28 protein-coding genes, 1 tRNA gene and 2 pseudogenes are annotated in these 26,377 nt (G+C 59.9%); 20 read left to right on the plus strand and 11 right to left on the minus strand.

Features of this window, described 5'->3' with window-relative positions; all coding sequences use genetic code 11:
* Window positions 1–22: 22 nt before the first annotated feature.
* The 5 genes from tmcC to ACZ5EH_RS03110 all read right to left on the minus strand — a co-directional run bounded on the left by tmcC (window position 23) and on the right by ACZ5EH_RS03110 (window position 4,363).
* Window positions 23–682 carry a TmcC family electron transfer complex membrane anchor subunit gene (tmcC, locus tag ACZ5EH_RS03090; protein ID WP_464276671.1) on the minus strand — a complete coding sequence of 220 codons (660 nt, stop codon included), beginning with the start codon at window positions 680–682 and terminating at the stop codon, window positions 23–25.
* A 15-nt stretch (window positions 683–697) separates the two neighbouring features.
* A complete protein-coding gene (tmcD, locus tag ACZ5EH_RS03095) occupies window positions 698–1,969 on the minus strand; it encodes an electron transfer complex subunit TmcD (protein WP_464276672.1) in 1,272 nt (423 codons plus the stop codon).
* A gap of 351 nt (window positions 1,970–2,320) precedes the next feature.
* Complete coding sequence (gene hemC / locus ACZ5EH_RS03100) at window positions 2,321–3,253, minus strand: hydroxymethylbilane synthase (protein WP_464276673.1); 933 nt, start codon at window positions 3,251–3,253, stop codon at window positions 2,321–2,323.
* Window positions 3,254–3,378: 125 nt separating this feature from the next.
* Complete coding sequence (locus ACZ5EH_RS03105) at window positions 3,379–3,618, minus strand: FmdB family zinc ribbon protein (RefSeq protein ID WP_464276674.1); 240 nt, start codon at window positions 3,616–3,618, stop codon at window positions 3,379–3,381.
* Between the two features lie 103 nt (window positions 3,619–3,721).
* A complete protein-coding gene (locus ACZ5EH_RS03110) occupies window positions 3,722–4,363 on the minus strand; it encodes a D-sedoheptulose 7-phosphate isomerase (protein ID WP_464276675.1) in 642 nt (213 codons plus the stop codon).
* A gap of 342 nt (window positions 4,364–4,705) precedes the next feature.
* Here ACZ5EH_RS03110 and cbiM point away from each other — a divergent pair, with 342 nt between their 5' ends.
* From cbiM to ACZ5EH_RS03140, 6 genes and pseudogenes are all read left to right on the plus strand, one after another.
* Complete coding sequence (gene cbiM / locus ACZ5EH_RS03115; RefSeq protein WP_464276676.1) at window positions 4,706–5,347, plus strand: cobalt transporter CbiM; 642 nt, start codon at window positions 4,706–4,708, stop codon at window positions 5,345–5,347.
* 3 nt (window positions 5,348–5,350) lie between these two features.
* Complete coding sequence (locus ACZ5EH_RS03120) at window positions 5,351–5,980, plus strand: hypothetical protein (protein ID WP_464276677.1); 630 nt, start codon at window positions 5,351–5,353, stop codon at window positions 5,978–5,980.
* 92 nt (window positions 5,981–6,072) lie between these two features.
* Entirely contained in the window at window positions 6,073–6,840 is a 768-nt protein-coding gene (locus ACZ5EH_RS03125) for a DUF4198 domain-containing protein (protein WP_464276678.1), read from the plus strand.
* 81 nt (window positions 6,841–6,921) lie between these two features.
* Window positions 6,922–7,680 (plus strand): cobalt ECF transporter T component CbiQ, encoded by a 759-nt coding sequence (gene cbiQ, locus ACZ5EH_RS03130; protein ID WP_464276679.1) that lies wholly within the window; start codon window positions 6,922–6,924, stop codon window positions 7,678–7,680.
* Between the two features lie 172 nt (window positions 7,681–7,852).
* Window positions 7,853–8,497 (plus strand): annotated as a pseudogene (locus ACZ5EH_RS03135) (energy-coupling factor ABC transporter ATP-binding protein); the annotation flags it as partial.
* 131 nt (window positions 8,498–8,628) lie between these two features.
* A tRNA-Pro gene (locus ACZ5EH_RS03140) sits at window positions 8,629–8,705 on the plus strand.
* A gap of 194 nt (window positions 8,706–8,899) precedes the next feature.
* Here the strand turns inward: ACZ5EH_RS03140 and ACZ5EH_RS03145 are convergent.
* The 6 genes from ACZ5EH_RS03145 to ACZ5EH_RS03170 form a co-directional block, all read right to left on the minus strand.
* Complete coding sequence (locus tag ACZ5EH_RS03145) at window positions 8,900–9,784, minus strand: FRG domain-containing protein (protein WP_464276680.1); 885 nt, start codon at window positions 9,782–9,784, stop codon at window positions 8,900–8,902.
* A gap of 82 nt (window positions 9,785–9,866) precedes the next feature.
* On the minus strand, window positions 9,867–10,946 hold the full coding sequence (locus ACZ5EH_RS03150; RefSeq protein WP_464276681.1) for a tyrosine-type recombinase/integrase: 1,080 nt from the start codon (window positions 10,944–10,946) through the stop codon (window positions 9,867–9,869).
* 14 nt (window positions 10,947–10,960) lie between these two features.
* Window positions 10,961–11,191, minus strand: a complete 231-nt coding sequence (locus ACZ5EH_RS03155; RefSeq protein WP_464276682.1) for a helix-turn-helix transcriptional regulator — start codon at window positions 11,189–11,191, stop codon at window positions 10,961–10,963.
* A gap of 12 nt (window positions 11,192–11,203) precedes the next feature.
* Window positions 11,204–13,711 carry a phage NrS-1 polymerase family protein gene (locus tag ACZ5EH_RS03160; RefSeq protein ID WP_464276683.1) on the minus strand — a complete coding sequence of 836 codons (2,508 nt, stop codon included), beginning with the start codon at window positions 13,709–13,711 and terminating at the stop codon, window positions 11,204–11,206.
* Between the two features lie 455 nt (window positions 13,712–14,166).
* Window positions 14,167–14,364 (minus strand): hypothetical protein, encoded by a 198-nt coding sequence (locus tag ACZ5EH_RS03165; protein ID WP_464276684.1) that lies wholly within the window; start codon window positions 14,362–14,364, stop codon window positions 14,167–14,169.
* A 270-nt stretch (window positions 14,365–14,634) separates the two neighbouring features.
* Window positions 14,635–14,940, minus strand: coding sequence for an immunity protein (locus ACZ5EH_RS03170; RefSeq protein WP_464276685.1), 306 nt, complete (start codon window positions 14,938–14,940; stop codon window positions 14,635–14,637).
* Between the two features lie 109 nt (window positions 14,941–15,049).
* On the opposite strand from ACZ5EH_RS03170, the gene ACZ5EH_RS03175 reads away from it, so the two are divergent.
* The 14 genes and pseudogenes from ACZ5EH_RS03175 (at window position 15,050) to ACZ5EH_RS03240 (ending at window position 26,368) form a co-directional block, all read left to right on the plus strand.
* Window positions 15,050–15,304 (plus strand): hypothetical protein, encoded by a 255-nt coding sequence (locus tag ACZ5EH_RS03175; protein ID WP_464276686.1) that lies wholly within the window; start codon window positions 15,050–15,052, stop codon window positions 15,302–15,304.
* Between the two features lie 3 nt (window positions 15,305–15,307).
* A complete protein-coding gene (locus ACZ5EH_RS03180; RefSeq protein WP_464276687.1) occupies window positions 15,308–15,625 on the plus strand; it encodes a TraK family protein in 318 nt (105 codons plus the stop codon).
* A gap of 8 nt (window positions 15,626–15,633) precedes the next feature.
* The gene (locus tag ACZ5EH_RS03185; RefSeq protein ID WP_464276688.1) at window positions 15,634–16,368 is read left to right on the plus strand and encodes a nucleotide-binding protein; all 735 of its coding nucleotides are present in this window, start codon (window positions 15,634–15,636) and stop codon (window positions 16,366–16,368) included.
* 107 nt (window positions 16,369–16,475) lie between these two features.
* Complete coding sequence (locus tag ACZ5EH_RS03190; RefSeq protein WP_464276689.1) at window positions 16,476–16,922, plus strand: hypothetical protein; 447 nt, start codon at window positions 16,476–16,478, stop codon at window positions 16,920–16,922.
* Between the two features lies 1 nt (window position 16,923).
* Window positions 16,924–17,829, plus strand: a pseudogene (gene trbB / locus ACZ5EH_RS03195) (P-type conjugative transfer ATPase TrbB); the annotation flags it as partial.
* A gap of 88 nt (window positions 17,830–17,917) precedes the next feature.
* Window positions 17,918–18,190 carry a TrbC/VirB2 family type IV secretion system protein gene (locus ACZ5EH_RS03200; protein WP_464276690.1) on the plus strand — a complete coding sequence of 91 codons (273 nt, stop codon included), beginning with the start codon at window positions 17,918–17,920 and terminating at the stop codon, window positions 18,188–18,190.
* Window positions 18,191–18,313: 123 nt separating this feature from the next.
* Complete coding sequence (gene trbD / locus ACZ5EH_RS03205; RefSeq protein WP_464276691.1) at window positions 18,314–18,589, plus strand: conjugal transfer protein TrbD; 276 nt, start codon at window positions 18,314–18,316, stop codon at window positions 18,587–18,589.
* Window positions 18,589–21,042: a TraG/VirB4 family ATPase gene (locus tag ACZ5EH_RS03210; RefSeq protein WP_464276692.1), complete on the plus strand. Its 2,454-nt coding sequence runs from the start codon at window positions 18,589–18,591 to the stop codon at window positions 21,040–21,042. The genes trbD and ACZ5EH_RS03210 overlap by 1 nt, the downstream gene beginning before the upstream one ends.
* On the plus strand, window positions 21,043–21,864 hold the full coding sequence (gene trbJ, locus ACZ5EH_RS03215; RefSeq protein WP_464276693.1) for a P-type conjugative transfer protein TrbJ: 822 nt from the start codon (window positions 21,043–21,045) through the stop codon (window positions 21,862–21,864).
* A gap of 15 nt (window positions 21,865–21,879) precedes the next feature.
* On the plus strand, window positions 21,880–23,067 hold the full coding sequence (gene trbL, locus ACZ5EH_RS03220) for a P-type conjugative transfer protein TrbL (protein WP_464276694.1): 1,188 nt from the start codon (window positions 21,880–21,882) through the stop codon (window positions 23,065–23,067).
* Window positions 23,057–23,755 (plus strand): VirB8/TrbF family protein, encoded by a 699-nt coding sequence (locus ACZ5EH_RS03225; RefSeq protein WP_464276695.1) that lies wholly within the window; start codon window positions 23,057–23,059, stop codon window positions 23,753–23,755. Before trbL ends, ACZ5EH_RS03225 begins: the two co-directional genes overlap by 11 nt.
* An 11-nt stretch (window positions 23,756–23,766) precedes the next feature.
* Window positions 23,767–24,678 carry a P-type conjugative transfer protein TrbG gene (gene trbG / locus ACZ5EH_RS03230; protein ID WP_464278256.1) on the plus strand — a complete coding sequence of 304 codons (912 nt, stop codon included), beginning with the start codon at window positions 23,767–23,769 and terminating at the stop codon, window positions 24,676–24,678.
* The gene (locus ACZ5EH_RS03235; RefSeq protein ID WP_464276696.1) at window positions 24,678–25,136 is read left to right on the plus strand and encodes a hypothetical protein; all 459 of its coding nucleotides are present in this window, start codon (window positions 24,678–24,680) and stop codon (window positions 25,134–25,136) included. The genes trbG and ACZ5EH_RS03235 overlap by 1 nt, the downstream gene beginning before the upstream one ends.
* Window positions 25,133–26,368 carry a TrbI/VirB10 family protein gene (locus tag ACZ5EH_RS03240; RefSeq protein WP_464276697.1) on the plus strand — a complete coding sequence of 412 codons (1,236 nt, stop codon included), beginning with the start codon at window positions 25,133–25,135 and terminating at the stop codon, window positions 26,366–26,368. The genes ACZ5EH_RS03235 and ACZ5EH_RS03240 overlap by 4 nt, the downstream gene beginning before the upstream one ends.
* Window positions 26,369–26,377: the final 9 nt, after the last annotated feature.

Raw genomic sequence — 26,377 nt, forward strand, 5'->3', positions numbered from 1 at the left:
CTCCGTCCGGATGGAGCGGGGACTACCAGTCCTTCACATGGCGCACAGCGCCGAATTCGGAACCGACATATGCACGCACGAAAGGCGCAAGCATCATGTGCGTCAACCAGGTGAAGGGGATCAGCACGAGCATCAGTTCACCGAAGAGAACGTGCAGGGTGATCATCCACTTGTAGTCAAAGATCTGATGATAGGCGAGAAACCCTGTAATAAACGGGGCGACCACCAGCAAAAGGAGCAGAAAATCGGCTCCGGTTGTGACGTATTTGGCCTCGCGCACTGCAACCCGGCGATAGGCAAAGTAGCCTACGCCGAGAATGACGATAACCGTCATAACATCAGCCACCGTGTCGGGCAGCGTGGGCCAGCTCAGGCCGATGCCGTCGGACAGCATCATCACGTGCGCCATCAGGAAAATGGGCGCGATGAGCAGGCAGATGTGGAACGCGAAGGTAACGACCGTCATGACGGGCTGCAACCGCTGGTTGCGAGCCACAAAGGGGATGCTCCACGCGATGATGGAGCGCAGTCCGTATTTGAGATCCACGTAGTTATGCACCGTGGGATCTTTTGTTCTGGCCAGATTCACCAGGCGGACAATCCTATAGATTATGCCGCCAAAAAAGACGATGAAGGCAATCCAGGCCATAGGTCCTGTGAGAAAACTATAAAAGCTGTTCATGGCCGTCTCCCTTGCCTAGAGTTCGCTGAGCGGCAGCACAATGCGGCTGTACACGCCATTTTCGACCACGCGCAGCAGCACCTTGTCACCGTCAGGGCTGAAGATGGGATTCCAAAGCTGGTCGAATTCCTTGCCGTAAAGCTTGCCATCGAAAAGCAGGCCGTACTTCCTGCCAGGCTTTTCAACCTTGGCGGCTACATGCTTGGAATCAGGCGAGAACACTGGCTTCCAGGCCATTTCATAATTGCCGGTCCAGAGCCTGTCATCGACCAGGATGCCCCACTTGCCGGATTCTTCCTTGGCCACAGCTGCGGCGCGGGAACCGTCCGGGCTCACGACGAGGTCTGTGAGCAGCGTGCCCACAGTCTGTCCCCAGGGCTTGCCATCAACAGCCACGGTCCAGCGGCCAAAAGCCGGGGACACGATGGCGTACAGGTGCGAGCCGTCAGGGCTGAACTGCGGCTGCCAGCACTGAAAGTAGACAGGGTCCCAGATCATGTTGTTGTCCTGGGCCATGCCCCATTTGCCCTTGGTGCGCACAGGTGCGACAACGCGGCCATTGGCAGGGTTGAACAGGGGCTCCCAGACACACTGGTAATTTGTTGCCCAGGTATCAGCGTCTACGGCGATGGTGTAATCGTAAAGCGAGAGACGCACCTGGCAGGCGACCTTGCTGGCATCGGTGTTGAACACCGGCGTCCAGCAGTTCACAAAATTGCGGTCCCAGGATTCGCTGTTGCGAACCACGGAGTAACATCCTTCCTGGTAGGTGAAGATGTCCGCCTGCGGGATGCTGCGGGTTTGCACCACGGCTGCCGTGGTTGCGCTTTCATTGTGCAGCACGAAGTTGTTGGCGTTTTCGTACATGGTTTCCCACATCTCGCCATCAACGATCATGCCGTACTCGCCATCCTGCTGCAAAGAAACGGCGACGTTGCCAGCCTCATTGCATTTTGTGCCCCATACATACGTATGGGTTTCTTCCGGAGCTTCGCCATCCACGGCGAGCTGCCACTCTGCCATGGTTGCGACAATGGCCGTAAGACGGCCGTCCGGGGTGAATTTTGGATACCAGGCCTTTTCGAAGGTATTCTCCCAGGCCTCGCCGTTCACACACATGGTGAACTCCGCCTCGTCCTCATTGGGCACTTTGACCACTGCAGCTATTTTTTCACCATCGGGACTTGCAACGAGTTCTTCAACCCATTCAAAATCCTTGGCGCAGGCTGCTGTGTCCAGTACTTCTCTTGTGCCGGGATTCCAATCCCAGTCAGAACCAGGACGCATTATTCGCCTCCTTCCCCTTATTGAACATTAACCGACCAGACTACTTCACTTACTAAATTTTGCCCTCACTACCTCGGGAAGAGAAATATGGCAAGGTGGCAACGTAAAAATATATGCTTCCTACCTGTTTACTAGGGAATTCCCCATCCAGTAACAATCTTTCGACTATACAAAATCTCCCAGTTTAGTGGGAAATACAGTGCCAAATTCTTGTTTCGCAGTTTAATTATTAATTACGATCTATTGCATAAAAGAAGGGGTCGGTCCTAATTTCAGACCAAACCCCTCCAAAAAAGCATGCCGCGTTGCTGTCGGCTGCCGTTGCAGTTCACAACGTAAATCAGAAAAGAATTACTCGCGTTCGTACAGCCTGTCCAAAATTTCCTTGCCCCCGGCAGCCAGAACCTCTTCAGCCAGCGCAACGCCTACCTTGTGGCAGGCTGCTGCATCTGTGGCAGAACCAGTGGTGACTTTGCGCACGACATGCGAACCGTCCACTTCCGCCACCAAGCCTTCAAGTCTGATGGTGCCGCCCTCAAGCACGGCATGGGCGGCAATGGGTACCTGGCAGCCACCGTCCAACCCGGCGAGAAAACCGCGTTCCGCCGCGACGCACAGCAGGGTTTCCTGGTGATTGAGCTTTTGCAGCAGCTCCAGCAGTTCCGCGTCATCCGCGCGGTATTCAATACCGAGAGCGCCCTGCCCCACTGCAGGCAAAAAGTCCGGAGGCCCGAGTTCCACGTGCTTGGGCGCGGCAAGCCCCAAACGCTTGAGCCCGGAAGTCGCCATGATAATGGCGTCGTACTGCCCTTCCATGAGCTTGCGCAGCCGGGTATCCACATTGCCCCGCAGGTTTTCCACCTTCACATCGGGGCGCAAGGCCAAAAGCTGCGCCTGACGGCGCAGGCTGCAGGTGCCCACGGTGGCGCCCTGCGGCACTTCTGCAAGACTCTCGTATTTGACGCTGAGCAGCGTATCGGTAAGGGCTTCGCGCTCGGGCACCACGCCCACTTCAAGTCCTTCCGGCTGCACGGTGGGCACGTCTTTCATGCTGTGCACGGCCAGGTCTGCCCGCCCGTCCAGCATGGCCTCCTCGATTTCCTTCACGAACAGCCCCTTGCCGCCAATTTTGGCCAGGGGGGTATCCAGAATTTTGTCGCCTGTGGTCTTCAGGGGTAGCAGATCCACAGTTTCCGCGCCCAATCCTTCCAGCAGCGACTTGATATGGTTGGCCTGCCACAGGGCCAGTTTACTACTGCGGGTGGCAATGGTGATTTTTCTCATGGGGATTTGCTGTGCTTGATTCGGTTAGCAGGAGCCCGCCTGTGCCAATTCCGGAAAAGGGCGGGCCAAGGGCGCCTGTCTGATAGGCAGGCGCCGTGTGCATGATATGTTTGCGCCGGGAAAACCTAACCGCAGGTGCTGCAGTTGCCGCCCGAGCATCCCGAGCAACCACCGCCACCGCCGCCGCTGCTGCGCATGGCCGCAGGGGGCGTGTCCGATCCGGCGTTCTTGAAACGGCAGCAGGACAACAATTTTTCAGTTTCCACCGAGCCACAAGCAGGGCAGCGCACTTCTTCGCCATCCTTAAAGACCAACTCCTCAAATTCCTTGTCACACTTGGTGCAATGGTATTCATACATGGGCATTTTCGGGTATCCTCCGTATGCTCAGGAAAAGCAGCGCCTTCCCTTCACTGGTTGCGAAATATAGCGGCGCTCAAAGCGCCATACTCTGTGAAAGAGTAGTAGTTCATGCCTGCTCATCGTCAAGGTGGGGGTGCAACTCAAGATAAGGCTGCAGCTCCATCACGGCCTCGAACAGATAATAATCCACAAGCCGGCAGAGCATGTGTCCCACAGCGATCTGCACTTCTTGAATCTGCGGCGTGCTCTTGCTTTCCACGACAATGGGGTAGTCGCACAGGGGCAGCATCTCGCCCCCGCTTTTACCCAGCAGGCCGACGCACGCAATGCCTTTTTCCGCCCCTGCCAAAAGGGCCTGCATGCAGTTGGGGCTGTTGCCCGAGGTGGAAATGGCCACCAGCACATCGCCGCGCACGCCCAGCGCCTGCACCTGTTTGGCAAAGACATGCTCGAACCCGAAATCATTGCTGATGGACGTCAAGGCAGATGTGTCGGTGTTCAATGCAATGGCCGGCAACGGGGGGCGGTCCATCATGAACCGATTCACAAACTCGGCGGCCAAATGCTGCGCATCCGCCGCGCTGCCACCGTTACCGCAAAAAAGCAGCTTACCTCCCCTGGCCAGGGTGGCGGCCATGATTTTGGCAACCTCCACCACCAGTTCGGCATTTTTCTCAAAAAAGGCCTCACGCAGCCTGGCGCCCTCTTTTGCATGCTCCAGCACCAGCTTGAGCGCATTTTCAGACATGCTTCACTCCGATCAAGGTATTACAGCCATCATGCCGCGATTTGCGGCTGCGATGGAGAAAACGCCTTTGCGCCATGGAAAGCCGCACTGCACCAGTGGCGTCTGCCATGGTGCGCGGGGGTGCCATCAGCGTGAAAAGCGTCTGCCGCATGTATCCCATTTGCACGGCAGCGGCAAGGAGCGCTGCTGCATACCGGTTATACACTGCTGGCGCGCCCGTGCATATAGCCGTAGATTGTACCTTAAAAAAGGAAATCGTCATGGTCTGGAACATTTCCTTGATTAGCTTATGCTGTGGGTGTACACAAAAAAACGAATCGTGTGACGGGAGGAGTAAAAAAAGTGCATATTGCTGAAGGCGTACTCAGCGCCCCTGTTCTGGCAGCAGGGTGGGGCCTCACCGCAGTTGCTACATTTATCGGCGTCAAACGGCTCGACCAGGAGCGCATCATGACCGTGGCCATGTTGGCTGCGGCTTTTTTTGTGGCGTCTCTGATCAATGTTCCCATCGGCCCTTCAAGCGCGCATCTTATCCTGAACGGCCTGCTCGGTCTTGTGCTGGGGTGGAGTTGTTTTCCGGCACTGCTTTGCGGGTTGTTCCTTCAGGCCGTATTTTTCCAATTCGGCGGCCTGACGGTGCTGGGGGTAAACACTTTTGATATGGCCTTCCCCGCCCTTTTATGCGGTCTTTTATTTCGCCCCATGTTACTTAAGGGCGGCAAAACACGGATCATCGCCGCTTTTGCCGCGGGATTTTGCGCCATTCTCTTTTCCGGCCTTCTCACCGCCCTTGCCCTGGCATTCACGGACGAGGGGTTTTTCACGGCCGCCAAGCTCATTATGCTGGCGCATATCCCCATCATGATCATTGAAGGCTTTGTAACGATGTTCGCCGTATCCTTTTTGGTCAAGGTGCAACCCGAGATACTCGGCCTGACGCCTACCTATACCAACGAGGGCGATCTGCCCCAGGCACAGGAATAGATCATGCGCACCATTGCAATTTTTCTCATCTTCATGTTTGCCGCTTCCCCTGCTCTGGCGCACAAGGTTATTGTTTTTGCATACATGGAAGGCAATGAATTGGTAGCAGAAGGCAGCTTTCCCGGCGGCAACCCCTGCATGGAGTGCGGCATAACGCTGGAAGACACCGGAACCGGCAAGACTCTGCTGGAGAGCCAGACCGACAAGAAGGGCATTTGTCGCATGACATTGCCCCCTGAAGCGGCAAACGCGAGCAGCGGTCTGCTTGTGGTCATCAACGGGGGCGAAGGCCACCGCGGAGAATGGAAGCTGGCGCCCGACGAATATATGCAGCATGTGGAAGGTGCGGCGCAGGCCGCTCCGGCTACAGTCGCGCAGAATGAGCCGGAAGCTGCATCACCTGCCGTCACTCCCCCCGCCACGGCGCAATCCACTCTGCCTGCCCTGAACGAGAAGAAACTCGAGGCCATGATCTCCCGGTCAGTAGCCGCCACCGTTTCCCGCGAGCTTGCGCCCTTGAAGCGCGAGATACTTGAAGACAAGGGTACGGACCTCCGCGATGTGCTGGGGGGCATTGGCTACATCATTGGCTTGGCAGGTATTTTTGCCTGGGCCCGCAGCCGTAGAACGTAAAGAACGCGCAACGCCCTGACAGACCTGTCAGGGCTTTTTTTGCGCTTCAAGGTAACACGATTCCCTAAAACATCTTACAAAGGAGCCGCAGAATGAGGAAACTTGCCACGCTGACCATCACCGCCCTGACCCTTTTGTGCCTTAGCGCCCCAGCATTTGCCCACTTCGGCATGCTGATTCCTGACAGTTCCGTGATCGGCCAGGACAACAAGACAACCACGCTGACCCTTTCTTTTTCGCACCCTTTTGAAGGGCACGGCATGGAACTGGTCAAGCCCAAGTCGTTTGACGTGCTCTTTGAGGGCAAAAAAGAGAGCCTGCTGGACAGCTTGCAGGAGACAAAGGTAATGGATCACACTGCCTGGAAGACGGATTACACCTTCAAGCGGCCTGGTGTGTATCAGTTCGCCTTTGAGCCTGTTCCTTACTGGGAGCCTGCTGAAGATGTCTCCATCATCCACTACACCAAGACGATTGTTGCGGCGTATGGCGAGGAGGCAGGCTGGAACGAACCCATGGGGTTGAAGACCGAGATCGTACCGCTCTCGCGTCCTTTTGGCGGCTACGCAGGGTATGTGTTCACCGGCCAGGTGCTGCTGGACGGCAAGCCCGTTCCCAACGCAGAAGTCGAGATCGAATACTACAACAAGAGCGGGCTGCAGGCGGCCAGCGACTACCACGTGACATACGTTGTCATGGCCGACCAGAACGGTGTTTTTACCGCCGGCTGCCCCAAGGCGGGGTGGTGGGGTTTTGCCGCTCTGACAGAAGGCGACTTCACCCTCAAAGATCCTGATGGCAACGACAAGGGTGTTGAAATCGGCGCTGTGCTCTGGGTTGAAATGGCGCCTTTCAAATAAATATGAGAGGATTATTTCCGAGGGGGGAATCCTTGGCAAAAGGATTCCCCCCTCGGGAAAATATACACCTACAGGACTTGCATGTCGCAGCCACAGGAAATTTTCAGCAATGGCGCATCGCCCTTGCACAAGGCAGACCCCAGGGCCAAGCTGATCGCAGCCGGGGCGCTGTCCATCGCCATAGCGCTGGGGCACAGCCTTCCCACTGCCGGTGCTGCTCTCATGCTGGGGGTGCTGCTGGCCCTGTTGGCCCGGCTCCCCCTGACCGCCGCACTGCAACGTCTTGCGCTGGCCAACATTTTCATTGTGTTTCTCTGGGCTGTGCTGCCCTTTACCATGCCGGGCGACACATCCTTCACCATAGGGGGGCTTGCAGCCAGCGAACAGGGGGTGACCCTGGCCCTGCTGGTGACCCTGAAATGCAACGCCATTGTGCTCACGCTCATGGCGCTGGTGTCCACCAGCCCCTTACCCGACATGGGGCACGCCATGCAGTCCCTTGGCTTTCCTGCTTCCCTCTGTTGGCTGCTGCTGTTCACCTATCGACAAATTTTCGTCATCTTTGAAGAATACCAGCGCCTTGTGCGCGCAGCCCGGTTGCGTTGCTTCACCCCGAAAACAAACCTGCACACCTACCGAACCTATGCCAACCTGTTTGCCATGACCCTGGTGAAAAGCTGGAACCGCTCCCACCGGGTGCATCAGGCCATGCTGCTGCGCGGATTTGACGGGCGCTTTCATTCGCTTGCACAGCCGCGACTGAAAAAAAGGGACCTGATGCTGGCCGCTGTGCTTTGTCTGGCCGCGGCCTGGCTGGCAATTTACGGATTGAGCGTGTAAAGAGCCCTGCATGGCAGACGACCTCCTTTTTTTACATCATGACCAGGAACACGGCGCCCTCGGAGGGCATGTCCATTTGCCAGAGCACCCGTTGCTGGCGGCAAAGGGCGTGTCATTCGGCTATGCTGGCGCCCCCCCTGTCCTCAATGGGGCAGATTTCTCCCTGGGTGAGGAGCGACTGGGGCTCATAGGCGCAAACGGCAGCGGCAAGACCACGCTGCTGCACATTTTGATGGGCTTACTGCGCCCTACTTCCGGTCATGTGGAGCTCGACAGCCAGGTGGTCTCCACAGAAAAGGAATTCAAGGAACTGCGCAACCAGGTGGGCTTTGTGTTCCAGAATCCGGACGACCAGCTCTTCATGCCCACGGTATTGGAAGACGTGGCCTTCGGCCCCTTGAATCAGGGGCTGCCCCCGGAGGAAGCCAGGGAGTGCGCCATGGAGACACTGCGCAGCCTGGGACTCGCCGGCTTAGAGAAGCGCATCACCCACCGCCTTTCTGGTGGAGAGAAACGGCTCGTTTCCCTTGCCACGGTACTGGCCATGCGGCCGCGCGCCCTGCTGCTGGACGAACCCAGCAACGACCTGGACCCCGCAACCCGCGACCGGCTGGTGGAACTGCTGAACGCCCTGCCCCAGGCAATGTGCATCATCTCCCATGATTGGGACTTCCTCGACCGCACGGTCTCCCGCCTGCTCGTCATGAAAAAGGGGCGCCTGGAATCCCGTGACGCGGCCGTGCTCCACGCCCATGTGCACGCGCACCCGGGGGGCGAAGCCGACCACGCCCACCCTGAGCATGCCCCAAAAGACTGAACACGGCGAAAACGTCGTTTGTTACAGACAAATTTTCCATTGATAGCAGCCGGATACAAAAATTTCTTGCCATTTGCAGCATTCTTTTCTTGACAAAAGCCCAATGCAAGGCATATCAAACGACTCTTCGTCGGGATGTAGCGCAGTTTGGGAGCGCACCTGAATGGGGTTCAGGGGGTCGAAGGTTCAAATCCTTTCATCCCGACCAGAGATTTCAAGGGGTTACAGTGAAAGCTGTGGCCCCTTTTCTCGTTTTGCCCTACGGATTTGCCCTACAATCGTTCTGGGCGGAAGCATTACGGAGTCACTGTTATCATCGTGGCCGTCACGATTTTATCGGGAATCAAGAGGACATCATCGAAATGAAAAAAGTCGGACTTGTCATAGTAAGCTACAACTGGATTAGTCTTGTTGCTCCTTGTATTTGTTGTACCAATCTAGAAATTTTTTCAACTCCTTTTTTTGAATATGAGTATATTTAGCATGGTCATTTGGATAATAGTAATCATGAGTGTGTCCAAAATCGTTTAGGCACTTTTTGATTTTAGGAAGCGATCTTGATGGTATTTCAATTTTATATAGCCACCCTTCACGATAACAACACATATGATTTAATGGCCTTATATCATGTCCATGCATAGTAAAGCAGCACTTTTGGAGTATTAATCTTTCTTCAATGTAAGGAGCATCGATAGCGATTGGCAGAAAATCGCCAACACCATCTAGGAAGGATTTAACGTGATCATCCGATGATGTAAAAATGTAACTAGTGTTCTTAAACTGAGAGTGCTCATTTAGCTTGAATGGAGGTAAAATCCAAAGCTCTGCTCCACACCCTCCTTCGCGAATCATTTTTTGTATTTTACATTTTGCAATATCTGTAGCAAAAAATAAGGCTATCATTGGATCAACTGTCCAATCCAGCAACTTCGTAGGCAAGCCATAATGTTGCATTATGCATAGCCACTCGAATACATTTTTCGGCACAGTTTTAAATGTGTGGCTAGATATCCTTTTAAACTCTTCAACCATCGCAAATTGATCTGGAAATGAATATGAAGTTCCACCAGCCAGTGTGGGCGTTGTCCTTTTTCGGCCTTTTTGGTCGCGAATTGGCTTGGCATTTCTAAGCAAACTTGGCGTTAAATTGCCATATGGACCTTGTCCCCGAAACCATAACTGTGTTTTTTCCTTTTTTTTAATAAAAAAAATGACATCTAATATTTCCTGCACTGTGCATGCTGTATATGTCAAATCCTTTGTCATGTTTAAGTGGGGACTATCCATTTTGCATCTCATATGATATGAATGAAATTTTATTAATAGTTATAACATTACAGTGTCCAAACTAGTACAGCTCTGCCACTTTTCACTTTCTGGCTAATTTGAAATCAATGACATTAAGCAATCGCTCAGGTTCCTCTTTCGCTAACTTAGGCAACAACCCCACCGCCCTATCCTTCTCCGATCTATTGATCTCATAATAGTTCGCCATGATCATTTCCAGGCTCGTGCCGGCCATTTCGGCCACGGCGGCGGCCGACGCCCCCGCATCGAGCATGGTTGTGATCCAGAGATGCCGGACATCATAGAAGCAGATGTCGTAAGGGAGTTTCGCCTTCCTGGTTGAGGTGCGCAAAGCCTTGGCCAGCTTGAGGACCGGGCTTCCCTTGTATTCTATGAGGTGGCCGCTGCCATGCATCTGCTGTCTTGCGAACAGTGCGCGCATGAAACCCTCGTCACAAGGAATCCATGCCCAGCGCTTGACCTTGGAATGATAGACGTTCAGCCCGCCCTTGTCGTAGTCCACATGCGTATCGAAGCGCAGGGCGAACAGATCGGACGGCCCGGGTCGGCAAGGCACGTTCCAGGCCACTTCGAGCGCCCAGGCAAGGTGCTCTGGCGCCAGCTCCTGGACCTTGCGAAGGTCGTCCAAGGACAATCGGGAGCGCCGTGGCGCCTCCTTGCCCTTTTTCCAGCGTGCGAGAGGGTTCTTCTCCAGGTGCCCGTGCTCAACTCCGTGTTCGAAGATCGCTTTCACATAGCCTATGTAGCGATTGCGCGTGGCTTGGGCGTTGTTCGCATACTGTGCGCCGATGATGGCCATGACATCGGCTTGGCTGACCTGGTTCGCTGGCTTGGCTGCCAAGGTGGGTATGAAGGACTTGTTAAGAAGCTCGGCCAGCTCCTTGAGCCAGCGCAGGGCCCGCCCCTGGGCCTTTTTCTCGTTGAGCCAAAGCTGGGCCAGTTCGTCGAAATAGATGCCCTCCTGGCGGGTGATGACTGGAAGCTGCTTGCCTTGAGTCTTGAGCGCCTTGACCTCGAAGTCAAATGTCTTGGCCTGCTTCTTCCCTTCCTTGCCCGCAGGGAAGGTTTTGCTGCGCACGTGCCCGTGTTCGTCACGGAAGTTAACCTGCCAGCGCCCGTCCTTCTTCTTGTGTACGCTCATGGATCGCCTCCTGACTATACAGATACCAATTGTGGTTTCCTGCGTCTAGCAGGAGCTGCGGGAGTGATCTTGAATGTATCAGGACTCGCCATCCAGGCATCGAGCACAGAAACTGCGAAGCGATTTTTCCGAGGGCCGGACTTGGGCAGGTCATACTCACGGAGCAGCCTTGCGAACGTGGCTGGCTTGTATCCGCAATACTGCGCAGCTTCCTTGAGATTGTAGAAAGGTCCCTGAATGGTCATTTGTCTTTCAGCTCAGCTTTTCTCGGTTTCAAGTTTGTTTTCACCTGAAACCATGTCTGCTTTGTCCGCATTGTCTGCAAAGTCTTTACTGACGCGGGCTCCGGGGTGCAGACTTGTTGTTTTCAAAGTCTGCAATGTCTGCAGTGATGTCTGCACAAAGTCTTCGCTTTTTTGATCCCAGAGCAGGCAACGAGTGGAGCGGCGGCCGTTGGCGTTCAGTTTGCCCGCCGAGACGCTCAAGCCTGCGCTGCGCAGCATTGCCCCCATGGCATGGGGGGATTTGATTCGGGCCTCTGCGGGGGCCATGGTGTTGAAGCGCTCCTGGATGAAGCCCACGGCCAGGCGGCCGTTGTCCAGGTCCGGGCGCAGGGACGCGAGCACCTTGGCCAGGAGCCGCATGCGATCCGAGACCTCTGTGGGGCGTGCGCCTCGCTCGTCCGCCAGGAGGCGCACCGCGTCCACTGCCTGGCCGAGGTAGAATTCAGCCACCTCGATGCCGTTCAGGATGCACGTGGTGTCCAGGACCGTCGCAGGCTCGCTGCCGGCGTGGAAAGCTTCAATGCAATGTAGGACGCCAGCCAGGCGCAGGGCGTAGCTGAAGGCCTTGGGCAGGAAGCCGCGCAGCTGTGCCGGCAGTTCATCACGCTGGGCGTCCAGGCTGTTGCGCCAGTCCAGAAACGCCGCCCTGGCCTGGGGGGCGAGGTGCAGATCCAGGGGCTCGCCCAAGGCCGCGCGCTGATCCGCCCAGGCCATGGCCGTGGCGAGGGTGCGCTCCCAGGCTGTGCGTAGGGCGGCAGACCAGACTTCCTCGGTCTGTTCGTAGTGCGCTGGCGGCTCGAAGGTCAGCAGGCAGCGGAAGGCTGTGCCGTCACAGAGATACAGCCCCTTCTTGGCCGTGAACGCGGCCTTGAAAACCTCGGGCTGGATGCCGCCGCAGACCTGCACGCGCGCCCCTTTGAGGTAGACGGTCTTGCCCACGCGCACCACACGCACCGGGTGCCCGTCCCAAAGGCAGAGCCAGGCCTCGCGGTCTGTGCCGCGCGCCTTGTACTGGTTGTGGGAGTTGAGCAGAAACGACGCCTCGTTGAGGAGCATGGCCAGCCCCCCAGTGGGGTGCGCTTCCAGCTCGCAGCGCAGCCCTTCGAGGGTGGCGTCTGTCAGGAAGTAGCCACGCGCCGGCGCCGGTTCGGGCTCGGGGTGTTTGTCGTTTCTGGGCAGGGCGCGCCAGGTCGCGTACTCCTCGGCGTAGCGCTCATGGGCCTCGGCCTGCGCCCGCTTCATGACCTCGGCCAGCAACCACATGGGGGCGGTCTTGCCGCTGCCCGACTCCTCGATGTCCAGGTGCCAGAAGATGAGTGGTTCCCGCCAGGACGCCTTGGGCAGAACAGAAATGGTGCGGCCCAGGGCGGCCCCCAGGATACAGAAGGCCGTACCCGGCAACGGGTTCGGACTGCCGGCACAAGAGCGCGCCAACTGCCGCAAGCTCTCGGCTATTGATGATGGAAAGACCTGCCAGGGAAAGGAGCGACGCGGGAACAACTCGCGGGAGCGGTCGAGGTCCTGGGCCTTGTCGAGGTCGGGTGATGCCAGGTCCTGCCTTTTGGCGAAAGTGCGCCTGGGCTCCAGTGTCTCCAGGCTCTTGGCGCAGGCGGCAGCGATGGTGCGGGCGCCATAGGTCTGGCCGGCGCCGGCGTTGCGCTCCCATTTGGGGCGGTAGAGTCCGGATTGCCGGAAAAGACCGTCCATGTGGGCGGCGTCGCGCCCCGTCCAGAATGAGAGCATGGCGCAGAGCGCCAAGTCGGCCTCGCTTTGGCTGGAGTAGCCGGCGCCTTGCCAGTCCCCCCGCCAAAGGACTTCGAACCGGGCAGCTTGGCGGGACGCGCGAATACGCTCGAACAGCAAGGCGTCCTGGTCCCGGAAGGGGCTACGAGTCGGCAGAGTGGATGCCTCCGGGGAGCTGCCCCAGATCAGGTTCCGAACCTGGCTCAGCTCCCCGTTGCGCTGATGAATATCATTTGGTGCGCCAGGAAAGACGCGGCCACTGACGGTGAAGAAACGGCGTTCGTCGTACCATTCGAAGGCAGAGCCGGCAGGGGCGCCAGGGATACGGGTCTGCTTGCAGCGTGGGTCAGGCTTGCGCCCCTCGACGATGACGTGCAGGCCGACGCCGCTAGGGGAGTACTCCGTATAGCTGCCGAGAAGCTCCACTACTTGCCTCGCCCAGGGCATGAGCGCGCCGGTATCGTGGGCAACGCAGTGGTCAAGATCCACGCCCACAAAGCCGTCCTCCTTGGCAAAGACAAAGCCAAGGCCGGCATACTCGTGGGGCGCTGCCCGAAGCCGATCGAGCACGTCCTCGAAGGCTGCCCAGGTGGTTGGGGCATCTGTCCGCGCACGGTTGCCCCCAAGCGCGTAGGGGACTTTGGTGCGCCGTCCGTTGCGCTCCTCGCTTTTCCAGAGAACCCAGCGCGGGATATTACGCAGGGCAGCCGGGATGGCCGCAATGTGCTCAGACTGCATACGCCCCCCTTTGCAGCAGGGGTGCTACACCAAAAGGAACAGAACTGCATTGCAACCTCTCACAAGATATCAGTACATTCGTATGCAAAACTTCAGACAAGAACAAATTTCGCGTCTTGAACATGTTGACACACCATCTGGCCGTGTGCATTATGCATGTCGAATGTGTTTTGGCTTTCGATGATGGGCGGGCCTGGCGGGGTCCGCCCTTGTCTTTTCCACTCATTTCATGTGCTCTAATCGTCTATGTGGAGTATTGCATCAGATGGTTTCAGCTGTTTGGCCCACTCTTCAAACAGCCTCCGACCTTTGTCAGTTTTCAACCGCACTTCCGGACGCAACCACTCCCCAATACCAAGGAATTTCGTTCAATGACGAACAACCTTTTAAAGGAATTTCCTATCTAAATAGGCCATAAAAAGCCCGCGCACGGCGGGCTTAGCGGCCAAGGGGTGTCATCGTGAAAACGAGCGGAGAATCTCCACAAAGGATTTCACGGAGTTCTGGACCGTAAGCGCAGCCGCGCTTAGCGCGTTGTGCAGGTTCGTGGGGGTGCCGTTTACCTGGGTCATATGTTGATCGCTGGCCGTGAAAACCATTTTGACCAGCTCTTGTGCCTGCTTTTCGACGTCTTCAACTTTGGGCTTGCCCACCGATGCCTCCCTTTCGTTATGCAGTGACCAATGTATGTCTTCCGCCTATGTCAGTCCCCCCCTCGTTGTTTTGGATGACCGACAGACTTGTCCCCCTTTGGTCAAGGCTGTCTCATGCCAGATTATGGGAAGAATGCAATAATTTTGTGAGAAATTTCCCAATCAATCTGCATAAATTGAAAAGTATCGCTGCATCGACAAAACCATGCACTCGCCCCTTGCCTCCCTTGAAGGGGCTCTGCAGGTTCGCCTTGGCCGATATCTTTGACCTCAACCCTTGGTGGCAAATCCGTTGCGGGCCTGCTTGGCATTCTCCTTGGCCACGGCCAGCAGATAGGCAAGGTCCTCCCCGAGCACCTCGGCCATGCGCTGGGCGTCGGCGATGAGTACCCCTTGTGGCTTGCCGGTGTTGGTGGCCTTGCCGCGAATGGCCGACCAGCGCGCTGCGGCGGCCTTGGGCTGAGTTTCCGGCCAGACCATCCGTGCGAATTCCCCTTTGCCCCAACCGCGGGCATCCGCGCGCTTGTCGATCAGCTCCACGAATGACCGCTCCAATAGGTGCGAAAAATTATCCATGGCGTCCTCCCATGGCCCTTGTCTCTGGAAATTCCTTCGTTGTCCAGCGAAAATTTCCTGTTGCATTGCACCGGAAATTCTTTTAGATATGTCACACAAGGAGAGTGACATGAAAGATATCTTCGACCAGCTCCTGCGTCAGCTCGGCACCTATGCCGCTGTTGCCAGGGCGCTTGGCTACACGGAAAGACAGTATCTGAACATCCGCCGGAAGGTCGAGCGCGGAGAGGAGCTGCATCCGCGCGTGGACACGTTTATCCGGGTTCGCGCCCAACTCCTGCAAGGAAATTCCATGCACCCGCCTCAGGCGACCATGACGCCACCAGCAATGGCCGCATGCCTGCGAGCCGGCTCGGAGCGTTAGGTCATGTCTTCCCAAAAAGGCACGTCTCGCATCCCCCGCAACATGGGGCGCGTGGAGTTCCTGGCCTGCAGGGAAAGTATCGCGACCATGCACCGCCAGGGCTACGACAACAGGAAAATCCATGACGCGCTTGCGGCCAAGGGACGCGTGACCATGGCCTACGCCACGTTTTGCCGCTACATGAAGCGCTTTTTTCCCAGCGACAGAGCGCTCAATGACTGGGGGCAGAACCGAGACGAGCACTCGAGCTGCGAGGAGTCGCGCTCAGGGCACAACAGTTTTGCCGTGAACAAGAAACCATCATCGGGCGAGATGATCTGAGGCCCCCCATGGCTACCATCCACTGCATTCTCCAGGGCAAGGGCGGCGTGGGCAAGTCGCTCGTGGCCGCGCTGCTCGTGCAGTACCTGCGCGCCAATGCCGTGCCCGTGCACTGCTTCGACACGGACCCCATCAATGCCACGCTTGCCGGATACGCGGAGTTCCAGGTCACTGCCCTGGACATCATGAGCGGAGACGACATCGATCCGCGCCGCTTCGATCGGCTCATGGAAAGCATCTTCGCCCTAGACGAGGACGCACACGTGGTCGTGGACAACGGCGCATCATCCTTCGTTCCGCTCGGCTCCTATCTGCTTGAAAACGAGGCCCTGCCGCTGCTCCAGAGCCAAGGCCACACGGTCATGCTGCACTCCGTGGTCACCGGCGGCCAGGCCATCCTGGACACGCTCTCCGGGCTCAAGTCCCTGGTGACGCATTTTCCGGCCACGCCCGCCAATCGGATAGTCGTCTGGCTGAACCGCTTCTTCGGCGAGATCACGCTCGACGGCAAAGCCTTCCATGAGTTCAAGATTTACGTAGAGAACGCCGCGAGCTTCCACGCCGTGGTCGCCATCCCACACCGCAAGCAAGCCACCTTCGGCAAGGACCTGGAAGAACTTTTTGCGCGCCGCCAGAGCTTCGACAGCGCGATCAACTCCACGCTGCCGCTGATGGTGCGCCAACGCCTGGCCGGTTTCTGGCGCGATGTCGTGGCAGAAATCGACAAGGCGCAGTTGTTTTGAAGAAAAAATGGCAAAGGCGAACGTCTTGGGGTTCCACCCCAAAGCCCGGCTGGGGGAGATCATCTCCCCCAGACCCCCTGAGTTTGGGTTGATCTGGAGAGATTATGGTGGATGAAACAACAGCTTCGAATGAGACTGATCGAGCAGACGATTATTGCGCTCCTGACGGCGTCGGACTGACTCTGGACGAAGTACGCGCGTTGTTGGCCAAGCAACACGACACCATCATCGGCGCGGACGATCCGGTGCTCATGCTCGTGACGCTGCACAACGCCTTTCTCGGCGAGTACGAAAGGCTCCTGGCCAGGCACAACAAAGCGCTCACCGCCCTGCTCGCGGAAAAGACAGACAGGTACGTGGCCGGCGTGCTCCAGGCGACCGAGGCCCTGGGCAAGGACCTTTCCGCCGCGTCCATCGAATCCATGCGTGGTGTCCTGCAGCAACATAGCGCGGCCCTGAAGGCCTTCCGTCTGCATCTGCTGTGGCTGGCGGGGATCGTGGTCGCGTCCGCCCTGGGCAACGTCATTGCCTTCGTATTCCTCGGGGGGCGGTAGCGTGGACCGCCTGCACGCCAGCCTCGAACACAACCTCGGCCCCGCGATCATGGACGCCCTGCGCGATCCGGACGTGATCGAGATCATGCTCAATCCTGACCAGACGCTCTGGATCGAGCGACTCGGGCAAGGCATGGCGCAGCATGGCAGCCTCTCCGCTGCTCAGGGGCGGCTGATCATCTCCCTCATGGCCAGCGCTCTGGAAACCACAGTCACTGTGGAGCGCCCCATTGTGGAGGGCGAGCTTCCCGCCATCAGCGCAGGGGGCGGCAGTCGTTTCGAAGGCCTGCTGCCGCCAGTGGTGGCCGGCCCCTCCTTCACCATCCGCAAGCGCGCCAGCAAGGTCTTCACCCTGGCGGAATACGCGTCCGCAGGCATCGTGGACGCAGCCGACCGCGCAGTCCTGGAGCAGGCCGTGGCCGAGCACCGCAACATCCTCGTGGTCGGCGGCACGGGCTCGGGCAAGACCACGCTGGTCAACGCGCTCATGGAGTCCGTAGCCGTGCAGTGTCCCGAGGATCGGCTGCTGCTCCTGGAAGACACAGCCGAACTCCAATCCCGCAGCCGCAACGCCGTGTTCCTGCGCAGTTCGGACTTCGTGAGCATGCAGCGCCTGGTCAAGGTGACCATGCGCTATCGCCCCACACGGATCATCGTGGGCGAGGTGCGAGACGGTTCGGCCTTGGACCTGCTCAAGTCCTGGAATACCGGCCACCCCGGCGGCCTGGCCACGGTGCACGCGGGCAGCGCGGCAGCCGGGCTCGTGCGCCTGGAGCAGCTCATTGCCGAGGCCACGCCCGCCCCTATGGGGGCGCTCATTGCCGAAGCCGTGGACCTCATCGTGTTCATCGAACGCGCGACGACCCAAGCTGGTGGTCGCCGCGTCTCGGAAATCGCCCGCGTCAAGGGCATCGATCCCAAAACCCGCAACTTCGAACTGGAGTATCTGCATGCGCACAAGAACGCTGCTCCCGCTGCTTCTGGCTTCAATGGCAATGGCTCTGCTGCCCGAACTCGCGCATGCCTCGGGGGGCATTTCCGAGTTCTCCGGGCCGCTGGAAAAGGTCGTGGGCACCATCACCGGCCCGGCCGGACGCTGGATATCCATCGTGGCCATGGCGCTCTGCGGCGTGATCTACATCTTCAACAAGGATGACCTCACCGGCGGCTTCAAGCTGCTGCTGGGCGTGGTCTTCGGCATCTCCTTCATCGCCTTTGCCGCGAGCATCGTGGACAACATCTTCTCCTTCTCCGGCGCTGTGGTCTGATCGTGGCTGCCTCCGGCGGCCAGGGTGGGGCGCTGCCCCTCCCTGGACCCTCCCCGTTGGCGGGAATGATTCCCCCCAAACCCCCTCAGTTGGGGGTTGGGAATAACATAATATGGAGTTGCTATGCGCACTTTGACCATCCATCAATCACTGCACCGGCACAGCCACGTCATGGGCGCGGAGCGTGAACTCGTGCTCATGAGCGGCTTGGTCGCCTTGCTCGTGGCCATCGGCGGCCTGAGCCTGCTGTCCGGTGTGGCCGGCTTCGGCTTCTGGGTGCTGGCGGTCTTTGTGCTGCGCCGCATGGCCAAGGCCGATCCGCTCATGAGCAAGGTCTGGCTGCGGCACATCAAACTCCAGTTGCACTACCCGGCGCGCGCCTCGGTCTGGAGGGCGTGATGCTGCGCTTGCAGGATTTTCGCCACAAGGCCAAGGGCCTGCCCGACCTCCTGCCCTATGCCGCGCTCGTGGCGCCGGGCGTGGTGCTCTGCAAGGACGGCTCGTTCCTCGCCGCCTGGGAGTTTCGCGGCCAGGATACGGCATCGAGCACGCCCGAGGAGCTGGCCTTTGTCTCAGCCCAGGTCAACAGCGCGGTAAAGCTCCTGGGCACGGGGTGGATGCTGCACGTGGACGCCGTGCGCTGCCGTCAGCGCGCCTATTCGCGCCCCGACGCGAGCCACTTCCCGGACCCCGTGACGCGGCGCATCGATGCCGAGCGCCGCGCCTATTTCAGCGGCGACCGCTGCTACAGCACGCGCACCTTTCTCAGCGCCAGCTTCAAGCCCAACCTCTACGCCGGCAAGCTGGCCGTGGCTGCCCAGACCGGCGTGGCAACTGCCAACGTCCTGGAGAAGAACCTCAGCCAGTTCCAGCAGACCCTGCTGGAAATCGAAGACGCGCTGGCAGCGGTGCTGCGCCTGCACCGGCTGGATGAATATGAGGAAGAAGACGAAGACGGCCGGCCGCGCCTGTACTCCGCGCTCCTGGAGCATTTGCAGCACTGCCTGACGGGCGAGGAGCACCCCGTGCGTGTGCCAACTATCACTGGCACGCCCATGTATCTGGATGCGCTCTTGGGGGGCGAGGACCTGGTCGGGGGGCTGGCGCCGCGCATTGGCAGGCTGCACATCGCGGTGCTCGGCCTGGACGGCCTGCCGCAGGAGAGCTGGCCGGCCATGCTGGCCACCCTGGACGGCTTGCAATTGCCGTATCGCTTCTCCACGCGCTTCATCTGCCTGGATCAGCTCGACGCCACGCGTGAGATCACCACCTACCGCAAGACCTGGCAGCAGCAGGTCTTCCGCTTCTTTGACCAGTTCTTCAACAACCCCAACGCCCGCGCCAACCGCGACGCCCAGCTCATGACAGAGGACGCGGAGCAGGCCCTGGTGGAGGTCCAATCCGGCTTCGTGGGCGCCGGCTACCTGACCTCGTGCATCGTGCTCCTGCACGAGGAGCGCGAGGTCCTGCATGATTGGGCGCGTGAACTGCGACGTGCGGTGCAGACGCTGGGGTTTGGCTGCCGCCTGGAAACCATCAATGCCCTGGAGGCTTGGCTCGGGACGCATCCGGGCAATGGCTTCGCCAACATCCGCCGCCCCCTGGTGCATACGCTGAACCTGGCTGATCTGCTGCCCCTGGCCGGGATTTGGGCCGGCTATGAGCAGTGCCCGTGTCCGTTCTATCCGCCGGACTCGCCCCCGCTGATGGTCTGCACCACGGACGGCGCCACGCCGTTTCGCTTCAACCTGCACGAAGGCGATGTGGGGCACACGCTGGTCTTCGGCCCCACGGGCTCGGGCAAGTCCACGCTGCTGGCGCTCATCGCGGCGCAGTTCCGGCGCTACAAAGGCGCGCAGGTCTTCTGTTTCGACAAGGGGCAGAGCATGCTGCCGCTCTGCCTGGCAGTTGGCGGCGCGCATTACGATATCGGCGCTGCCGGGAATCACGGCCTGGCCCTGGCGCCCCTGCAGGGTATCGACGCCTCCGAGGCGGAGCAGAGCTGGGCCGAGGGGTGGATAGCCGATCTGGCCGAGCTGCAAGGCCTGGCCGTGCTGCCCGGCCACCGCAACGCCATCCACACGGCCATGAACGCCCTGCGGCAGAACCCGCCGCAAATGCGCTCCCTCACGGATTTCTGGCACGTGGTTCAGGATCAGGAACTCAGGGCCGCGCTCCAGCACTACACCAAAAGCGGCGCCATGGGCAGCCTGCTGGATGCGGCCACGGACACCCTGGGACTTGCAGACAAAGACACACCGGACAGCGGGGCCTTTGTGGTCTTCGAGGTGGAGGCCCTGATGCAGCTGGGCGACAAGAACCTCGTGCCTGTGCTGCTCTATCTCTTCCATCGCATTGAAAAGGCCCTGCGGGGGCAGCCCGCGCTGCTCGTGCTGGATGAGGCCTGGGTCATGCTCGGCCACGCCGTGTTCCGGGAGAAGATCCGCGAGTGGCTCAAGGTCCTGCGCAAGGCAAACTGCGCGGTAGTGCTGGCCACGCAGAGCCTGTCCGACGCGGTGCGCTCAGGCATCCTCGACGTGTTGGTGGAGTCCTGCCCCACAAAGATTCTCCTGCCCAATCTTGCGGCCCGGCAGGACGGGCAGCGCGAACTCTATGCCGGCATGGGGCTGAACGCGCGCCAGATCGAGATCGTGGCCACGGCCACGCCCAAGCGCGACTACTACGTGCTCGCCCCTGCGGGGCGGCGACTGGTGCAGCTCGCGCTGCAGAAACAGACCCTGGCCTTTGTGGGGGTCTCGGACAGGGAGAGCGTCTCCCGCATCAAGGAACTGCACACTGAACAAGGCCCGGATTGGGTTGCATTCTGGCTCAAGGAAAAAGGAGTGCTGTAGATGAAGATTCGGATTGTGTTTCTTTGCTGTCTTTTCATGTTGTTGCTGGCGTCCACTACGAACGCGGGCATGACCGTGACCTGCACCAATTGCAGCGAGAAGTTGATCCAGATCCTCGACCGCGTCACCAACGTGGAAGAGCTGGCGACCCTGGCCGCGGACTACGAAGAATCGGTCGCACAGACCATGCACCAGATGCAGATGGTGGCCAACCAGATCGACCAGTACCGCAACATGGTCCAGAACACCATCAAACTGCCGCAACGACTACTGGGGAAGGTTACGGGGGACTTCAGAAAACTGGCCGGGCTCACGAGCAGCATTCAGAATCAGGTGGGTGACATTGCGGCCCTGGGCAACCTTTTCGAGGAAATCTACGCAGACAAGGACTTCCTGAACAACTTGGCCACGGCGCAAGGCGACGGCATCGAGCCGGCCAACGCGCAGTACTTCGAAAAGTGGAACGAGTGGTCGGATCAGGTCGAGCGCGCTTCCAAGGCCGTGTTTCAGGTATCGGGGCAGCAGCTGGATAGCCTGATCCAGGACGCCGACGCCTTTGACCAGCACATCGCGAGTCTGCTGAGCACACCCGAGGGGCAGGTGCAGGCGCTCGACGCCGGCAATCAGCTGGCTGCGCTGCAGATCGAGGAGGCACGCCAGTTGCGCACACTCCTGCTGACCGCAACCCAGGCCCAGGCCCAGGAGAGCATGAAGGCCGAGCGCTTGGAAGAGCTGCGCGCGCAGTGGTGGAAAGAGGCCACGCGCACGGACAAGCTCAAAGGCAAGGTGGGCATGGAAAACGCCCGGCCTGACCCCTTCTAACCGGCTGGAATTCCCGTGCTCCAGAAGATGACACTCCCGCCGCTGGGCATCTCCTTGCCAGGTGCGGTGCCAGTTGTGTTGGCTGTTGCCCTGGTCCTGGTCTGCCCCGCTGAGGGCCTGGCCGACACCTCGCCGGGCAGCATCTCGCAACTGGTCGAGACCTTCTACACCAGAACGGCCAGCTGGGGCGGCACCTTGCAATCCTTTGCCTTTGCGCTCCTGCGCTGGACCCTGATCCTCGAAGTCTGTCTCTTCGGCGTGCGCATGGCGCTGCAGCGGGCGCAGATAGCGGACATCATGGGGCAGTTCGTGATGATTCTGCTCTTTGCCGGGTTCATCGCCGCTGTGATCAAAAACTATGACGCCTGGTCCTGGAGCCTGATCAACGGGCTGGCCGCAACGGCCGACGGCCTCGGCGCGTCCAGAACCACGGTGGAGGCGCCGTTCATGACCGGCTGCGCCATCGTCATGACCATTCTGGACAAGCTCTCCATCACCTCCCCGGTGGACAGCCTGGCTTACATCGTCGCCGCGCTGGTGGTACTCATCGCCTTTGCGCTGATGACCGCGCAGATTCTCTTCGTCAAGTGCGAGGCCATGATTGCCATGAACGCCAGCGTGATCCTGCTCGGACTGGGGGGCAGCGCCATCTTCCGCGAGTACGCCATCAACGTCATGCGCTACGTGCTCGCCGTGGCCTTCAAGCTATTCGTCATGCAACTGCTGCTGGGGCTCGCGCTCTCGTTTATCGCCGATTTGGAGCTGGCCGAAGCCACCATGCAGGACATCTTCGTGGTCATCGGCGTGGCTGTCATCATTCTGGCCCTGGTGCGCGCCATCCCCGAGGCCTGCGCCGGCATCATCAACGGCTCCCACGTGCACGGCGGCCAGGCCCTGGGCGCCACGGCCGGCGCCGTACTCGGAGCGGCGGTGGGGGGCGCTGCGGGCGCCGCCGCTGCCACGGCAGGCACCGCCGTGGGGGTCAAGAGCGTGAGCGCGGCCTCGCAACTGGCCAAGGAAAGCGGCGCCACCGGATTGGGGCGCTTCGGCCACATGGCCGGCAACCTCTACAGCGCCTATGCCCAGGCTCGGGCTGAGAGCCCGCGCGCCGGCTACGGTCTGCGCCTGAACAGTCGGCTGCAATCGAGACTCCAGGCCAAGAAAATGGAGAACGCCATGAAGGATCAAGAAGATGTCGAATAGGCAGACGTCTGCGCCCCGCAATCCGTACCTGAGCGGCCGCGAGGAATGGCTGGAGCGTTACGGCAGCTACATCCAGCGCGCTGCCCACTGGCGCCTGGCCGCTTTTGTCAGCCTGCTCCTTGCGGCCGGCTCCATTGCCGGCAACGTGATCATGGCCGCGCAGTACAAGGTCGTGCCCTATGTGGTGGAGGTGGACCAGCTGGGTAAGGCCGCGGCCGTGACCCGTGCCGACCTGGCCGCGCCGGTGCCCCAGCGGCTGATTCAGGCCGAGCTGGCCGGCGTCATCGTGAACTGGCGAACCGTGACCGCTGATTTGGACCTGCAGAAGAAGATGGTCGAGCGCCTGGCCTATTTCATGGCCGGTTCAGCCAAGGGGCAGCTGCGGCAGTGGTACGAGCAGAACAACCCCTACGAACGCGCCAAGGAAGGCAAGCTGGTGCAGGTCTCGGTCAAAGGGCTGCCCCTGCCGGTGAGCCAGGATTCCTGGCGTGTGGAGTGGACAGAGACCGTGCGCGGCTTCAACGGTCTGGAGCTGCAGCCGTCGCAGTCCTTCGAGGCCACGCTGACCGTCCAGGTGCGCCCCCCGAATTCGGAAGATCAGATCATCAAGAACCCTGGCGGGGTTCATGTCACAGGCATTTCCTTTGCCAAAGTGCTCTCGGGCACTGTCAACTCGCAACCCCGATGAGGTGCATGACCATGCGTTGCCTGCTGTTATGTTGTCTTGTGCTCTTGCTTCCCGCTCCTGCTCTTGCGGAGCATGCTTCAGAAGCGCCGCAAATTGAGGCGGAGCAATCCGCTGCGCCTTTTCCGCCCCTTCCTGACTATCTCAGTGACACACCGGTGGCGTTGACGCCCAACGAGGCCAAAGCCCTGGAGCTGGCCGGGGAGTGGGCGGCCAGGTCGGTGACGCCCGTGCGCAACGGCACGGGCAAGGTGCTCTACGTGCATGGGGCGAGCCTGCCCACCATCGTCGCCGCGCCGCTCAATGTCTGCGATGTGGAGTTGCAGGCCGGGGAGACCCTCAACGAGGTGGTGCTGGGCGACTCGGCCCGCTGGCTCGTGGACGTGGCCACGTCCGGCGCTGGGGAGCACGAGACCGTGCATCTCCTGATCAAGCCCGTGGACGCCGGCCTGGAAAGCTCGGCCGTGGTCACCACCAGCCGCCGCGTCTACCATCTGCGCCTGATCTCCCAACGCGAGGGGCACACGCCCTACGTGGGCTTCCTCTACATGGAAGACCAGGTGCGACGTTTCAGGGAGCAGGCAGAACGTGAGGCCAGGGAAGAGCGCTGGCGCACGGCATCGCTCGACGGCCACGAGGTGGACCTGAGCACGCTCAACTTCCGCTACGTGGTCACGGGCAAGGCCTCCTGGAAGCCGGTGCAGGTCTATGACGACGGCCGTCAAACCGTGATCCGACTGCCCACGGCCGCGGCCACCAACGAGATGCCTGTCCTGCTCGTGCGCAAGTCCGGCAGCGACGTGCTCGTGAACTACCGCGTCAAGGGCCAGGCCATGATCGTGGATGGGCTCTTTGGAAAGGTCGTCCTGGTGCTCGGTGTGGGGCGCGATCAGGAATCCATCGAAATCACCAGGGAGGACAGCTGATGCGCACATTCATCCTGCTGCTTTGCCTGGCCCTGTGCTCTGGCTGCGCCGCACGCCATGGCGGTTCGTTCTGTGGCCAGGGGCTCCAGGCCGAGCAGGAAACAGTCATGGCCTCGGATGCTGTATCCCGCCTGGCAGAGGTCTACCCGCCCGGCCTGACCGCTCTGCATCTGGAGCCAGCGGAACGCGGCAGCTTTGGCGAGGCACTGGAACAAGGGCTTCGCGCCAGTGGCTTTCGCCTGGAGCCTGCTGCCGGCGCCGAAGTATTGGACCTGAGCTACACCCTGGACGCCATCAGGGAGGAGCCTGCGGCCTGGTATCTGCACATGGCACTCTCGGACGGCTTTGCCTTTTCCCGCGTGTACATCCTCGGGGAGCGGACCACGCCTGAAGCGGGCCTGGCCCAGACCGGGGCACCAGCAGCGCCTGCCACGGTAGAAACGCCTGAACAGCCATGAACAGCCCCAACGAACTCAGCCCCATGGGTGGCGCGGACCTGCCCGTGGCCCGCATGAGCAAGAAGCCCTTGCTGCTCGTCTTGCTTATGGGGTGCATTCTGGCTGCGGTGCTGATCTACAGCGTGAACTTCATGGAGCGTGGCAGCCCAGAGGAGCAAGCGCTCCCGCTGGAGGTGCAGCCCGAGAAGCCCTTTCTCCCGGAAGACGGTGGACCGGGCCTGGCCATGCAACCCGAGCCCCCAGCGGCCGAGGCTCCTGCGCCCGTGCAACCGGAAAAACAGATTGTGGTGCTGGCGCCGCAGAAAGACGAGGCCGGGGACAACGCACGTCGCGAGCAGGAGCAATTGCGTCGTCTCAAGGTGCAAGAGAACATTGACGCCTTGCGTTCCCCGCTGGTGGTCAAGAAGGGCGAGCAAACGCAGCCGGGCACGGTCGCAGTGACGGCAACCGCCCCTGCAGGGGGCGAGAAACCGTCTGGGCGCGGTGGGCTCGACGGCGAGGAACTCTCTGCGTTGCTCCAGAGCGATTACAACCCCGCCGCGGACAAGGACAAGGAAGCCTTCTTCGGGCGCGCCAAGGCCGATGCGCAGTGGCGCTTGCCGGATTCGCGTACTCCCGGCCGCCCCTTCGAACTCAAGACAGGGGCGGTCATCCCCGGCGTCATGCTCACGGGCGTGAACTCCGATCTGCCGGGCGCGCTCATCGCCCAGGTCAGCCAGAACGTCTACGACACAGCACACGGCGCGCACCTGCTCATCCCGCAGGGCTCGAAGCTTTACGGCGTGTATGATTCGCGCGTGGTCTACGGCCAGTCCCGCGTGCTCGTGGCCTGGAACCGACTCATCTTCCCGGACGGCTCTGCCGTGACCCTGGGCGCCATGCCCGGCGCGGACATGAGCGGCTACGCCGGATTTCACGACGAGGTGGACAACCACTACTGGCGCATCTTCGGCTCGGCCGTGCTCATGTCCCTGATTTCCGGGGGCACGGCCTATGCCATGGACACGCTCAACGACAGCGACGCGGCCGGCCTGAGCACGAGCAGCAGCGCGCCCTCCATGCAGGATGCAATGGTCTCGGCCCTGTCCAGTCAGCTGGGCCAGACAACCACAAAGCTCCTGGAAAAGAACCTGAACATCAAGCCCACGCTGGAAATCCGCCCCGGCTATCGGTTCAACCTCATCGTGACCAAGGACGTCGTGTTCGAGGCGCCGTATGCGGCGTGGCAGTAGGATTGAGGC

It is taken from the genome of Desulfovibrio biadhensis, from assembly GCF_055388615.1.